The sequence below is a fragment of the Oligoflexus sp. genome (assembly GCF_035638955.1).
Lineage (GTDB): Bacteria > Bdellovibrionota_B > Oligoflexia > Oligoflexales > Oligoflexaceae > Oligoflexus.
Window position 1 is genome coordinate 71,774 of record NZ_DASQYZ010000309.1, and the last position, 14,140, is coordinate 85,913.

At 53.3% G+C, this 14,140-nt stretch carries 10 protein-coding genes; 5 read left to right on the forward strand and 5 right to left on the reverse strand.

Translation table 11 applies throughout. From position 1 onward, the window contains the following. Window positions 1–14: 14 nt before the first annotated feature. Entirely contained in the window at window positions 15–3,350 is a 3,336-nt protein-coding gene (locus VE954_RS28350; protein ID WP_324959251.1) for a UvrD-helicase domain-containing protein, read from the forward strand. Window positions 3,351–3,473: 123 nt separating this feature from the next. Further along, window positions 3,474–3,731, forward strand: coding sequence for a hypothetical protein (locus VE954_RS28355; RefSeq protein WP_324959253.1), 258 nt, complete (start codon window positions 3,474–3,476; stop codon window positions 3,729–3,731). Between the two features lie 115 nt (window positions 3,732–3,846). Here VE954_RS28355 and VE954_RS28360 read toward each other — a convergent pair whose 3' ends face one another. Then, the gene (locus tag VE954_RS28360) at window positions 3,847–4,269 is read right to left on the reverse strand and encodes a hypothetical protein (RefSeq protein ID WP_324959255.1); all 423 of its coding nucleotides are present in this window, start codon (window positions 4,267–4,269) and stop codon (window positions 3,847–3,849) included. Window positions 4,270–4,459: 190 nt separating this feature from the next. Next, window positions 4,460–5,254 (reverse strand): response regulator transcription factor, encoded by a 795-nt coding sequence (locus VE954_RS28365; protein WP_324959257.1) that lies wholly within the window; start codon window positions 5,252–5,254, stop codon window positions 4,460–4,462. A gap of 225 nt (window positions 5,255–5,479) precedes the next feature. On the opposite strand from VE954_RS28365, the gene VE954_RS28370 reads away from it, so the two are divergent. Beyond that, window positions 5,480–6,142, forward strand: a complete 663-nt coding sequence (locus tag VE954_RS28370; protein WP_324959259.1) for a response regulator — start codon at window positions 5,480–5,482, stop codon at window positions 6,140–6,142. Further along, window positions 6,135–8,288, forward strand: coding sequence for a response regulator (locus VE954_RS28375; RefSeq protein ID WP_324959261.1), 2,154 nt, complete (start codon window positions 6,135–6,137; stop codon window positions 8,286–8,288). Before VE954_RS28370 ends, VE954_RS28375 begins: the two co-directional genes overlap by 8 nt. A gap of 103 nt (window positions 8,289–8,391) precedes the next feature. Here the strand turns inward: VE954_RS28375 and VE954_RS28380 are convergent, their stop codons facing one another. The 3 genes from VE954_RS28380 to dusB form a co-directional block, all read right to left on the reverse strand. Next, window positions 8,392–8,865 (reverse strand): hypothetical protein, encoded by a 474-nt coding sequence (locus VE954_RS28380; protein WP_324959263.1) that lies wholly within the window; start codon window positions 8,863–8,865, stop codon window positions 8,392–8,394. A gap of 144 nt (window positions 8,866–9,009) precedes the next feature. Beyond that, entirely contained in the window at window positions 9,010–11,406 is a 2,397-nt protein-coding gene (locus VE954_RS28385; protein ID WP_324959265.1) for a hypothetical protein, read from the reverse strand. Window positions 11,407–11,533: 127 nt separating this feature from the next. Further along, window positions 11,534–12,652 carry a tRNA dihydrouridine synthase DusB gene (dusB, locus tag VE954_RS28390; protein WP_324959267.1) on the reverse strand — a complete coding sequence of 373 codons (1,119 nt, stop codon included), beginning with the start codon at window positions 12,650–12,652 and terminating at the stop codon, window positions 11,534–11,536. 162 nt (window positions 12,653–12,814) lie between these two features. On the opposite strand from dusB, the gene serS reads away from it, so the two are divergent. Next, on the forward strand, window positions 12,815–14,134 hold the full coding sequence (gene serS / locus VE954_RS28395) for a serine--tRNA ligase (protein WP_324959269.1): 1,320 nt from the start codon (window positions 12,815–12,817) through the stop codon (window positions 14,132–14,134). The last annotated feature ends 6 nt before the right edge of the window (window positions 14,135–14,140 follow it).

Here is a 14,140-nt window from a genome sequence, read left to right on the forward strand (position 1 = left end):
CGAAAGGGACGCCGATGCTGCTGAATAATCCGCAGAATCCCTACCGCAGTTTTGTTGTGCGAGCTTCCGCGGGCAGTGGCAAAACCTGGCAGCTATCCCGACGTTTTTTGCAGCTGGTCGCTGCCGGGGCCCATCCTGGATCCATTCTTACGGTGACGTTTACGCGCAAGGCTGCGGCTGAAATGCGGGAACGGATTCTCGATAGCGCCGCGCAGCTGCTGATGGATGAGGAGCAGCGGGAGTCCTTTGAAAAAGACCTCTTCAGTTTTTATGAGCATATGGACCGCACCGAACCAGGCCGCAAACTGCCTCCACCGCGCGGGGCGGAAGCGGCCGCTCGCCTGATCCTGGCCAGCACCCAGTCCTTACGCATTGCCACCATCGATTCGATCTTTCTGGAATGGATCCGTAAGTTTCCCTTCGAAGCTTCGGCAGGCGGAGCGCTGCGCATTCCAACTGGGTTTGATCTTTTGAGCCCGCGCGGTGAGGAGCGCCTGCTCAGCAAAGCCTGGTCGGCGCTGATGAAGGAAGCACAGAAACAGGGCCTGCTCAAGGAGTGGCTGCCCCATCTGTCCACCGATTTTCACCTGCTGGATATTCATAATCGCATCAAAGAGCTGAGTCGCCATGAATCCTTTCTGTGGCTCGTGGAAAAACAGATCAAGAATGTCTACCTGCAGCATCCCGTGCCGGAAGTCCTGCAGACGAGCTATCTGGCAGCGGTCCGGAGTGCCCTGGAGGAAATCGCATACCAACTGCCACCGGATCGCATGAGCCAGGCGCTCGCCGCCATCCATTCTGATGATCTACCGCAACTGCAGGAATTGCGGATTTTGAAAGGCGACGGGACGGTTCATGGCGGTACCTTTCGAGGCAAAAAAAAGGAAATGCTGGCGACCGCCATCGAAACGGTGGACCGTGCGGCTCTTGAGTTCCTCGCCGAGCAACAGAAGTGTCTCCTGAATCAACGCGGTGACCTGCTGTTTCGAATCTTTCAACTTTTTGATGCCGAACGGCGACGTGGGAAAGAACAAACACGCAGTCTGGCGTTTACCGATCTGATCAAAGGCGGCTACCACCTGTTCAGCGAGGCCGAAGCCGCTGGTATCAGGTTTCTGCTGCACCGCAGCATTCACCATCTTTTGTTGGATGAATTTCAGGACACCAGTATTCTCCAATGGACAGTATTTCGTGCCATGGCTACTGAGATGCTGTCAGGCAAAGGCCTCGAAACCAAAGATTTGCTGCCTCCGTCTGTCTTTATTGTCGGTGATGCAAAACAATCCATTTACGGTTTTCGCGAAGCCGAAGCTCTGATTTTGGATGAAGCGGCGCAGCATCTGAGTCAGCGCTCAGCCGCAGCTATTAACCTGAGCGTGAGCTACCGCACAAGTCCGCTGCTCTTGAATCTGGTCAACCGGGTTTTCTGCGATCGCATGCGCGACTTCCCCGAACATGCAACAGCAGTTGATCCGAAAACGCAGGCCGTCCTGGTTCCTGGGCCGGCGAGCGTGACTGTGGTTCCGCTCTTTTGCAAAAGTGAAAGCTGTGAGGATCCCGTTCAGGCGGAAGCCCAGTTCCTGGCCGAGCAACTGGCAGAATGGATTCATGGCCCACGACCCAAGATCATCTACGACAAAAAGCAGAAAGGTCTGCGACCTTTGCAAGCGCGTGACTGCGCTGTGCTGTATCGCGCCTCAACCCAAGCAGCGATCTATGCTGAGGCCCTGCGTTCAGCGGGGTTTGCTGTGCGCATGGAGGAAGGCCAGAGTTTTTTTGAAAGACTCGAGATTCGTGACCTTGTGGCTTTGTGCCGTTACATGGCCAATCCCTCCGATACGCTGAGCCTGGTTGAACTCCTGAAAAGCCCGCTCATGGCCATTCCCGATACCTTGCTGCTGGAAGGGCTGAGCCTGTTTCCCGCGCACAAGGATGAAAGTCGTGTCGAGCGGCACCAGATGCTTCTTGAGTGGTTTATGGAGCGTGGACAGGCGATGGCCGGACAGCTGCTGAATGCTTTGCAGCGACGTCAAACGCAAAGACCCGCTCTGTTCTTGCAGGATTGGATGCAAGCCATTGATTTTCCGCGACGCTATGCCACTGCCTTCGGTGATGAGGAAGGAACCCTGGCTCAAGCCAACGGTGCCCGTTTTGCCGAACTCCTGTTCGAATTGGAAGGAGCAGGCGTTTATGATTGGTATCCGCTACTCGATCGTCTGGAACAGCTCGCGGCGGAAAAAGCCATTGGCCTGGCCGAAGTGTCGAGTGACGCGTTGCAGCTCATGACCATTCATAAGTCAAAAGGTTTGGAGTTCCCTCTGGTCATGGTAGTGGGAACGGGTGAAGAATGGGATCGCACCGATCCTTATTGGGCCAAGGTGAAGGATCATTCCTGTGGAACCGGTGTTTTTTATGTGGGTCGTAAGACCGACCAGCCTGCTCAAGATGAGCATATGGAAGGGATTCACCGGCAACTCTTGCAGGAATCAACCGCTGAAAATTTGCGGCTCCTTTATGTAGCTCTCACGCGTGCCCAGTATAGTCTGGTTATCTCGGGTCATCAAAGAAGGCCGCATAAACCAGTGGATCTCACCTTTCACAATCTCATCGATTCGGCCGCTGTGGCGCTGGGTGCCATCCAGAAAAAGCGCGGCAGCATCGAGGTCAAGGAATTGACACATGCAGGGAGTGTCCCTGCGGACACACCTATGGCCCGTCCCGAAGAGAAGGACATTAAAAATTTTTGGGCCTTGCCTCCGCTTCGGGGTTTGGGTCGTGATGAGATCCGAACGCTCGCACCAGCCCGCCTTCTCCAGGAAGGTGGCTCGCATTCTCATAAAGAAGCTCATCCTTATGCCACCAGCTTCGGAAGCTTCGTGCATATGGGTTTGGAAGCTGAATTGAAGAACCAATTCTTCGATGCCGAGGCGGTGTGGATGAGCCTGCGGGCGCAGCATCCCTTTACTGAATATAAATTAGCATTAGGCATGGCTCAGGCCAAATTGGAAAAGATATTGCACTCTCAACTCTGGAAGGCTTTGATCGCTGATTCTGTACAGACCTGTGCAGAGATGCCCGTGGCCTTCGTCAAGGATCGACAGTTGGTTCGTGGAGTCATTGATCTTCTTCTCATAAAACCAGACGGCTCACTTTTGATTGTCGACTACAAAACGATTGCAGACGTACGCTCGGGTCAGGATTTTACGGCTCTGATTGCCGAGAAAAAATATGATCAACAGCTTGCCCTGTATGCCGAAGCTGTCAAGCGTCTCAACCCCGGTAAAGTTGTTCGTGCGGCACTTTTATTCACGGAACTTCCGGAAATTGTAGCGATGGACAATCATATTTAGCAGGAAGGTTTTGAGAACGGACTTGTCCTGGGTGGGTGACCACCCTAATATGTCACCACTAAGATCAAATCACACTAAGACGAAACTCGCCGCCAGCCGGCGCGCCTAAACCGTGAGGAGACTATGGAAGGTCGCGTCATTTTAAAAAATCAGGATATGGTTGCAGTCCGCGTGATCGATGGAACGTACAGCGTGTTTCGTTTGAAATCGCCATGCTCCGTCGAAATCGGCGATGTCTTCCTAGGTCCTCTTTCTGCACTGGGTTATCAACTTCTATTACACAGTGGCACTGATGCCATTGTCGAAGCTCAGGTTAAATTAGCAGGCAGTCAGGTGGCCGCCAAAACCAAGCAATTGGTCGGCATGCGGCGTCGCAGTTGAGTGTCAGCTGAGCGACCTGGATTCTTTCGCTCGCTTACGCAAGCCATCCATGCAAAGGGCCCGGGGTTTTCGTCCCGAGCCCTTTTTTTTGCAAAAGATGATGTCGTCCGCGCGATCAGCCGCGCTCCAAAGCCATCAGAAAGCGGGTACGGGGTTTCAGCGGTTGCTGGAGAGCCTGGACCATACGCTCAAGGACGACATGGGCTTCCTCGGACACACGATAGCTGTCCACCACACTATTCGGAATCAGATGACGAGTGTCATCCGAATCATCGTCGTGCGTGAGCAGGATCATCGGCAGGGATTGAAAGAGCTTCTCCAGATATTCAGCCAATTCCAGGCCGGATAAGGGCTGCATATCATCATGCACAATCGCGGCATCATACTCACGAATGCGGCCCAAATAGCCAACGTCATGCATGGATGAAAAGTAATCCAAACGGTGCCCCTCAAGGGCGGCGGCTGCCATGTAGTGAGCGGCAGTTTTGCCGTCACCACCGAGCAACATGAACTTCCAGGGAGTCTCACTGGGTCTCATGAACGTCTCCTCTGCGAAAGGGGCTGGACGCACCCTGCCCTGAGTTATGGAATGATCTGCTTAGAGTTTTAGGCAACAGGGGCCGACCTGTCCACGATAAAGGGGACGGAATCTGCATCTGAGGCGATCTTAATTCCTACCGTCCGGTAGATATTTTCAGTGGAATTCCCTAGAGGTGGGAAAGACCAGCTCAGTAGCTGGTCGTCTTTGCTTTGCGGGTGGACTTCAATTTAGCGTCGAAATCGTTGAGTAGCGTGCGCTCCGCTTCCTGGTTACGCATGCGCAACACCATGCCGATACCATAGATGGAGTGGAGTTCGACATTATCACTGACTTCACGCAGCGCCCGACGCACTTCAAATATTTTGCGATCCAAGGCGTTGTCGCTCACAGCCAGGGAACCCCAAAGCTCGCGCTTCAAAACGTCCTTGGGTACGATGGTGCCGTGAGCACGAATCAATTCGGCGAGCAAATCGATCTCACGTGCTGAAAGAATCAATTGGCTTTTGCCGCCGCTAATCGTTTTGTGCTTCAGATCCACTTTGAGATCGCCGAACTTCAAAAGATTCATGCGATTCTTATCGTTCAGATCTTCAATTCGAACGCGCAGACGGGCTACAACTTCCGCCGGTGATATGGGCTTCCGCACAAAATCATCGGCACCTGACGCCAGAGCCTGGCTGATGCTCGCATCCGACTCATCACCACTGATAACAATAATGGCCGTTGTCGGCCAAAGCGCGCGTAAACGCGGAATGGTGTCGAGCCCGCATTCGCCCTTGAGGTGAATATCCACAAACGCGCCAACTGGCGACATTTCACCCGCACACTCAAGGAGCTGCTCACTCTGGGTAAAGGCAAAATTTTTCAATCCCAAGGTTTCCTCAATGATTCTGGCCATAACCGGATCATCATCAAGCGTCACAATATAGGGTATTTGTGAAAGATCCTTGAGTCGCGACAGCATGTGCTGCTGGTTTGCCATATAAAAAACCCTCATTCTTGCAATCACCACCTCTGTTCTACAGGATTCCGAAGCCGAGTTCCAACCCTTTCAACCTGACAAACCGGGTGCCTAACCCAGGTTTTTCCTATTCTTTGCAGCCCTTACCAATACAGGGTTTCGCAGAACCGATGCGGCGCTTATCAAGTCCCGGCCTTCCATGCCGATACTATAATCGAAATGGTCTATCCAATGAGAGGACTTGCCATGACCGAGGCCGACCTGGAAACCAAAGCTGCGGAAGGGGACACAGAAGCCCAGTGTTCGCTGGCTTTTCTCTATGAAATCGGCATAGAACGTGAGCAGGACTATCGAAAAGCCGCGCATTACTGGCAGATGGCAGCCAACGCGGGCCGACAGCTTGCCATTGATAAGCTCGAGTTATTATTGGCAGAAGGAAAAATTCAGGCCTCTTGGTTGGAACCCGCCCAACCCCAGGCCGCTGCACCTCGTGCGCCGGCTGAACATTGGGCTGGGCTTGAAATGGCGCCGAAAGTCCTCATGGCCGATGATGAAGAAGAATTCCGAATCCTTATGGGCGAAGTTCTGGAAACATCAGGTTTTCGCGTCGTTCACGCGCTTAACGGTGAGGAAGCTGTTCAGAAAGTGTTGGCCAACCCTGACATCAAGCTCATCATCACCGACTTGAAAATGCCAAAATTAAATGGTTTGCAATTTGTTAAGACCCTGCGGCGTATGCAGCTGGCTGAATCCGCCCGCATCATCGTCATGACAGCCTTTTCCCAGCCCGCTTTGATTGCCGAAGGTAAGAAACTGTCCATCGACGCCTGGCTGGTCAAACCGGTTCGGCCCGAGTCTTTGGTCGAAACGGCCAAACGTCTTCTGGAAAGGAAATCCAACGTTGCCTAATCGCTTTGAAGAAAAAACGATGCGCTGTCTCGCCATTTCGGCGAGTAGTTCTCAGCGTCAGTTGCTTTCTTCAGTGCTGAAGGAACTGGGTTTCAGCAATGTGGTTGTGGTCAGTGATATCAAGACCTGTTTGGAAATGATGGAAGCCGAGGAAGTCGGTTGGATCATAGGTCCACTCCAGGACGCCAATGATTGTTCCATTCTGCAGTTGCTGGACGTCATCAATCAGCAGCCTGTTCTGCGTCATGTGAAAGTTTCCATCCTTCGTGATGAGGATCAAGAGCTATTACCCAAAGCCTTTGCCATGGGGGCCTTGTCCTGCCACAAATTTTCCATGACACGTGAAGCGTGTCATCCCGAGTTGAAGAAACTCCTCGAGCGGCTCATTTCATATGAATATGACTTTATTAAAGTGGCCGCGAGCTACCTGCAGGAATACCTGCAGGAAGTGCGTGAGTTCGGTGATCTGCGCACGTTGTTCTCGGGGCTTCTGCAGCTTTATCCTGGCAATCTTGATTATATGCTCTCTCTGGCCCATGCCCTGCTGTCGATGGGTGAAATGGATAGCGGCCGCGTAGTTCTTCATCAGGTCAAGGTTACCGGCACAGACAGGTTGCAACGCGTCCAGGAGCTGACTCAGGAATTTTTCGGCAGTACTGACCTGCCCGATGAACCCGAAGTTATCCTGGCCGAACACTTTGGTTTCCGTACATGCCTCGTGGTGGATCCTACGCCCGAATCCCTGGAATTGATGAAGAATACGCTTGAGAGCCTCGGCTTTGCTGAGGTCGTTTGCCATCGGGATCCTCTGAACGCCCTGAAGTGGTTGCGTCAAAACAAAAAAGTGGATCTCATCGTCTGTGAATGGAAACTCCCGAACCTGCCGGGTCCGGTGTTTCTGTATAAACTTCGTAATCGCCTGGGATTGAATATTCCCCTTTTGGTGATCAGTGAATCGATCGAACAGCGCGAGGTCCCCTTCCTCAGCGAGCTGGGCGCCAGCCGCCTGTTGCAAAAGCCGATCGATTCCAGAAAATTGAACGAAGGCATCATCTGGACGTTGCAGCAACACACCAACCCGACTGATCCCTTTGTGATCAAACAGAAGCTCACCATTGCCTCGAAACGCCATGATGTGGCCGAGACGAAAAAGCTGAGACAACTTTATTTTGATCTGCCTACGCTATTGGAGGCGGACAAGCAGCTTATGGAAGCGCAGCTGGCCTTTGATGCCGGCTGTTTCTTGCATGCCAAGAAACATGCTCTGGATGCCCTGCGCCTGGGAGCAAGTTCCAAAGAAAGCATGGAAGTCCTCGGTAAATCGCTGATGAAACTGCGAGAATTTGAAGCAGCCGAGCGCTGCCTTGCGAATGTGGCTTTCATTTCGCCTCTGAATGTCTCGCATCTGTGCAACCTTGCAGAATGCCATCTGGAACAGGGCAACGAAGAGGCCTTTGATCAGATGATGAATAAGGCCCAGTCCATCGATGACGAAGCCGCCCAGGTCCTGGAAACCGCTGCGAAAGGCGCCATCAAACGGGGGCACACCGAAACCGCTAAAAAGTTGATGAGCCGACTCAAATCCTTTAAGGAAGTTTTGGCCTTCATGAATAACCGGGCTGTGTCTTTGATTCGGGTTGGGAATTTTCAGGAAGGCGTTGATCTCTATAAACGTACCCTGGAATCCTTACCGGATAATCAGCAGGAAATGCGAGCCCTGATTCATTACAATCTGGGCCTTGGGCTGGCCCGTTCCAATCGATTGGAAGATGCCCTCCAGGCCCTTGCCGAAGCCGAACGCAGCCAGAACCGGCAGCGCATGATCAAGGCCAAAAGCTTGAAAACCAGGATTGTGGCGGCCGTGAATTCCGGGGAAGAGATCGCCCTGAAGTCCGATCCGCCGATCAGCGAAAAGGCAGAGAAGGAAAAGATGGAGCAAATGAAGCAGATGGAAGCAAGCCTGGCGGCTGCCGAGAAGATCAGCCGCACGGATTACTGCCTGATCAATATTTTCCGCACCGTGCTGGGTGAAAATCGCGCGAACGATTCCCTGGGGAAAAAACTCACGTTTGCCCCGCGCGGCAAGCTGGTCAAGGATTATCATCGCGGTTTGGTGCTCGAGGATCCGTCCAAGGAAGCGGGCTAAGTTCCCGGGCTTTGCCCCAGACCCTATTCCGCCCTCAACACAGACCAACGCGACAAGACGAAGGTCGGTCACCCGCCTTCGTCTCATCGAATCATCTTATTCATTAAGCAACTTCGGACAGAAACGAGAAGTAGAGCTCGGGGTTATGGTCGCATTCCATATGCTCGCCGCATTCCGAACACTTCATTTCGGGGCTTTCCATATAGGATTCCAGACCAGCCTGGATGTCCTTGCCGACGACCAGGATCATGCTGTCTTCATGCCCGCAGCTCGGACATACGAACTGGGTTTCAAACGATTCCACTATACCGTGGCGACCGATGAACTCAGGAATCATCGAAAACTGAGTGACAATCACGGATGAACAGTTAATGTAATGAATCTTCGACTGGTTTTTCACAATCGCTTTGATCCATTCCCGCACGCCGCAGCTGTTGATACGTGCCACGTCGCGTAAGTCGATCCAGACTTCCTCTTTGAACTTTGGCAACTCCTCATCGATCGAGAAGTTCTCGTCGATTGTCCCCGAGATCTTCAGGGTCCGGTCGTTGATCCATCGAAATTCACAGCGGCTCATGGTTTTCCTCAAACTAGGCTACAGGCTCCAATTTCTATCGGTTCCCCACTTCAGGACTTTATCCCGACGTGCTATAAAAACCCAACCATCTGCCTATCCATCGAAAATCATTCCTGTTTAACCCGGCCCTTGCCGGGTTGCGGGTTACATGCAGGTGAGGGTCGCCGTATCAAAGGTCTGGGTCACTGGACATTCGCATGAAGCACTGTTGGGGGATTGAAGCCCACCGCCCACGCATTTACAGGAGTTGATACGGGGCAGCTCCAGATAGGTGGACATCGTCGTATGAGTTGCATCAATGGCGGATCCCAGCGCGGGCTCAGTCACCGAGAGTTTCACAAAACCTGACCAGCCCAAACAAAAGTGGCCCGGATCGGTGGGATTCACCGCGCCCGTGCAGGGACGGGAACACTGCGGGATCGCAATCTGCCCCATAATGGGGTAACCGTAATCCTTGGACGGATGATCGATCGCATTGAAGTTGATTTCCGCCTCGGTCCGTTCACTGGCATTGACGCGGTCACTGTTGGTCTTCTTAAAGAGCCGCCTGGTGGGCTCCAGATAATAATCTTCCGGTGGTGACACAAAACTGATGGCAGGATAGCGGGAAAAGGAGGTATCCACATCCAGGTCGTTATTCACCTCTTCGAGCCAAAGCGAGAGTTTGGTCCCACCTGGCAGAAGCGAACCGCACAGATCATGCGCATAAAGAGTAAAGTTCCAGAAAGAGGAATTGGAGTAGAGAGGCGCCGAAGCCCAGAAATCGGCGGCCACCAATTTGTTTTTCACACCAAAAACATTGTACGTGCCCCAGGGCAAAACAGCCGTTTGATCCGTGATGGTATAATCGGTGGTATCGATTTTATAATGCTGCAAGGAATATGGGGAAGGCCCCATGGAAATCGGCAACACGTCGTACTTCCAATCGGTGGTATCCGCATCCCGTCTGCCGTTGGGCGCCTCATAGACTTCACCGATCAAGACATCAATCGAGGCGTTATACGTCCGGTCTTCGTCGACGTCGATGAAAGGCGTGGGCAAATCGATAAACCACTCCCCACGGCGATCCAATTTCCCATCATTGCCGGCATCATAAGTCAGGATATCTTCTGAATCGTAATAGCCGTTCTGATTGCGGTCCCAGAAACCGTCACCGCCGACATCATATTTGCCGTTGCTGTTGGCGTCATTATAGTGCTCCTGGCCCCGGGTGTAATAAACCAGAGTGGAGCGCCAGTTCTTGGCAACGTCGGTGTATTTCACATGAGTGTCGCCCTTGGCCAGGCCCCATTCGGCTATTTTGCCAGGATGACAGCGCGTCTGAGCCTGGGTCACGTCTTCGAACGGGTAAACCATATAGGGATAATTATCAACGGCGTGCAAAGCTTGAACCGTGAATTTCACGGTACCCGTTTCGGGATCGATTTGGCCGCCATTGGCCATGGTCACCCGCCCCGTTTCCGTAGCCACCATCAAGGGATACTGTTTGATGGGCATGCCGTCCATACGGGAGCCAATGTTGGCCGTAATGGGCAGTTGATACTTGCTGTTCGTGTTGAAATACGCCCGCAGGGTACGACCGTTGTTTTCATCAAACATCAGGGACATGTTGATCCAGTTGGTCAGGCCACCCACAATACGCACCACCGGCGAGTGCGACTCGTACTTGCGACTTTCCTCGTCCACATAACTAGCGGCCACATCCAGGCTGCCCAGGAACACACCGGCACAGACGGGAACCGCCGCTTCGCCGGAACCATTGGTAAAGGTTTCAAAGCTTAGATATTTTTTGTTGGTCAAGGGATCCAAAGCGGTTTTAGCAGCATCCGTTTTCTTGGCAAATTTAGCTCCCGACGGAAAATCGATCTGGGAGCGAAAGGCCAGCTTGGTTCCGACGACCGGTTTTTCGGCTTTGGTCAGCTTGAAATAAACACTGGTACAATCCTGAGGACCCGAGTCGATCAGGTTCAAATAAATGGCGTCCGTATCACCCAAACCTTCGGTCGGACTCATCAAAGGATCCGCATCCGTTCGAACGTAGGTCAGCTTGTAAATAGGTTTGACCGTGACACGAATCGTTTCCGAGTTGGTGATAATGCCGCTGAGTTCAGCTGCAATCACGACCGAACCTTCATTGTCACCCGAGCAGTAAGTTCCTTCAACAACCCCGGCTGCGTTCGACTTGGTCGACACGGCCAGCACTTCACCCAGATCCTTCATCACCGTCAGGGGGCTCAGGGTAAAGACGATCGTTGCGCCTTCCAAGGCTTTGCCGTCGTTCGTCACGTTGAGTTTGAAGGGCAGACAGACGTTCTCGGCAGTGGACTGCACGAAAACAGTTGGGGTCACCGTGAAGGCTTCAAAGGTCAGTTTCACCTTATCGCGGGCCACACCTTCCGGCAAACTCGATTGCGTGGGCGTGGAACCCGGAGTTGTGCTCGGATTGGCGGTGCCTGTGGACTCATTGCGACCACCAGCGCTTTGATTACAAGCAGGCAGAATGGACAGAAGACTCATGGCCATGAGTAATGATTTGAACATGGGTTACTGGCACTCCTAATCGGTGACTCTAACCCGATCGTAGGAGGCCATGAAAACCTTGAGTTTATCGCAGATAAGGAAAATTTACCCAAGTCGCGCAGGGACTTGGACTTTCTGTCGGGAGGAATTAAAAGGTCAGTTCTTCATGCACAGCCAGGGTTTCCAGCCCATCATCGCCCACGCCCCGATCCAGCTTGCGATCCATTTCATACTTGGGATCCCAGGCAAAGCGTGCGCCGGCTTCATTTTGAACGAGAGCCGCTCGGACCAGGTACTGGCTTTTTCGCAGCTGCTCGGCAAAATTCTGCACGAGCTCCCCGGCCCGACCCAGGCTGCCGGCTTCGTTGACCGCTTCACGGAAAGGCTTCACGCCCTGCCAGCCCTTGGCGTACCAGAGCAGATGTTTACGCATGCAGACAGCGGCTCCCGCCTGATCGCCGTATTCTTCCTGCTGCCAGGCCAGATGGCGGAGGACGGTTTCTTCCCACTCATCGACACTCACCGTCTTGTCAGCCCGCCGGATTTCCTTGAAAAGCCAAGGATTGCCCATGGCGCCACGACTGATCATCACGCCATCGACACCGGTGACGGCTTTCATATGCTCGACGTCTTCACGCTGAAAAAGATTGCCATTGCCAAGGACGGGAATTTTTAAAGCACTTTTAATCTGTCGAATGCCTTCCAGATTGACCGGCATTCCATAATCATCGGCCCGCGTGCGACCGTGAACGGTAACCCAGGCCGCACCACCGGCTTCCGCGGCTTGCGCCACCTCCAGACCGTTCAAGGATTGGTGATCCCAACCCAATCGAATCTTGGCCGAGATGGGCTTGTCCGTCGCTGAGCACGCGGCTTTTACAGTTTTCATCACGCGCTCCGGGTCACGAAGAATGGCCGAACCGCAGCCGGTCTTCACAACTTTTTTAACCGGACAGCCCATGTTGATGTCGATGGTTTCAAAATTTTGGCTGGCGAGAATTTCCACCGCACGACCCATGTCGTCAGCGGAAGCCGCGGTCACCTGCACGCCCAATATGGATTCCGAACTATGACGTTTCAACATGTCATAGGTTCGACGACTTTCATAAAGAAGAGCTGTGGCCGAGATCATTTCCACATAAGTCAGATCCGCACCATGAACGGCACAGCTTCGCCGGAAAGGATGATCCGACACTCCAGCCAAGGGCGCCAGCAGCAAGGGATCCCGGGGCAGGCCCAAGGCTTCAAAAGGATTTAACTTATTCATAGGAGCCTCTTTCGACACGGATTTCCATTCGAGCAGGATTTCTTAGGTGAAAATCGGCAGATGGTCCAGCATTTTTTGACCGCCCTCGGGCGCGAGGGTTTGGGCTATGCTTCCAGACTTTCCATGCCCCACTGCCTTCTGTATGATGGGCGCCTAAGTTGAGTGGGCTATGAAGAACCCGCAGCGTTTGCCAAGGAAAAGGAAGCTGAAGATACCATGCTCGACATCAAATTCATTCGCGAACATCAGGACAAAGTACGCAAGGCCATACAAGACAAACGCATGGGCGTCGACCTCGATCGACTGCTGACCGCGGATGAGCACCTGCGCAAAAAACAAGTCGAGATGGAACAGCTTCAGGCCGATCGCAATCGTATTTCCAAAGCCATCGCCAGTGCCAGCCCCGCCGATCGCGAGGGCCTCAAAGCCCAGGTCGGTGCGCTGAAACCACGTTTGGAAACTTTGGAAGGTGAAGTCCGCGAGCTGTCCTCGGAGTTCGAACAGCTGATGCTGCTCGTACCAGCCCCGGCCCGTGAAGATGTGCCACTGGGCAAGGATGATACGGAAAACGTCGAAGTCAAACGCTGGGGTGAGGTGCCCCAGTTTGATTTCAAGATCAAGGATCATGTGGAAATCGGCGACAAGCTCGATCTCTTCGACGTCGAGCGCGGCGTGAAACTCGCGGGCAGTCGTTCGTATGTCCTGCGCGGTCTCGGCGCGCAGCTGGAGCAGGCGATTCTGCGTTTGACCGTCGATTATCTGAATAACAAGGGCTATACCCAGCTGGCGATTCCGGTTCTTGTGAAAGAGGAAGCGATGATCGGCACCGGCTACTTCCCAGTCGGTCGTGAGCAGGCTTACCTTGTGGAACGCGATGAAATGGTGCTGGTCGGAACCGCCGAAGTTTCGTTGACCTCGTATCATTCTGGGGAAATCCTGAAGGATGAGCAGCTGCCTCTGCGTTATTTCGCCCAGAGCACCTGCTTCCGCCGTGAAGCAGGGACCTATGGGAAGGACGCGCGTGGCCTTTATCGCGTGCATCAGTTTCAAAAGGTGGAGCAGGTGGTCATCGGGCATGCTGATCCCGCGGAATCGGAACAGCTGCATAGCGAGATTTTGGGCAATGCCGAATCTGTTTTGCAGGCGCTCGAACTTCCCTACCGCGTGGTCTATGTCTGCACCGGTGACCTGGGTCAGGGTCAGGTTCGCAAACACGACATCGAAACCTGGATGCCCTCGCGTCAGGCCTATGGTGAAACCCATAGCTGCTCGACCTTTTACGATTTCCAGTCGCGCCGCTTGAAACTCCGGTACAAGGATAAAAATGGACAGAATCTCCACGCTTATACCTTGAACAACACCGCGATCGCGACCCCGCGGGTGCTGATTCCCTTCCTGGAAAATCACCAAACAGCGGATGGAAAGGTACGTATTCCAAAGGCTTTGCAACCTTACCTCGGCGGCCGAAGCTTCATCGGCTGAGGTTTT

Excerpts from the sequence above, each read along its gene's own strand:
- VE954_RS28350 (WP_324959251.1), top strand. The coding sequence starts at position 15 with ATGCTGCTGAATAATCCGCAGAATCCCTACCGCAGTTTTGTTGTGCGA.
- VE954_RS28355 (WP_324959253.1), top strand. The coding sequence starts at position 3,474 with ATGGAAGGTCGCGTCATTTTAAAAAATCAGGATATGGTTGCAGTCCGC.
- VE954_RS28360 (WP_324959255.1), bottom strand. The coding sequence starts at position 4,269 with ATGAGACCCAGTGAGACTCCCTGGAAGTTCATGTTGCTCGGTGGTGAC.
- VE954_RS28365 (WP_324959257.1), bottom strand. The coding sequence starts at position 5,254 with ATGGCAAACCAGCAGCACATGCTGTCGCGACTCAAGGATCTTTCACAA.
- VE954_RS28370 (WP_324959259.1), top strand. The coding sequence starts at position 5,480 with ATGACCGAGGCCGACCTGGAAACCAAAGCTGCGGAAGGGGACACAGAA.
- VE954_RS28380 (WP_324959263.1), bottom strand. The coding sequence starts at position 8,865 with ATGAGCCGCTGTGAATTTCGATGGATCAACGACCGGACCCTGAAGATC.
- VE954_RS28385 (WP_324959265.1), bottom strand. The coding sequence starts at position 11,406 with ATGTTCAAATCATTACTCATGGCCATGAGTCTTCTGTCCATTCTGCCT.
- dusB (WP_324959267.1), bottom strand. The coding sequence starts at position 12,652 with ATGAATAAGTTAAATCCTTTTGAAGCCTTGGGCCTGCCCCGGGATCCC.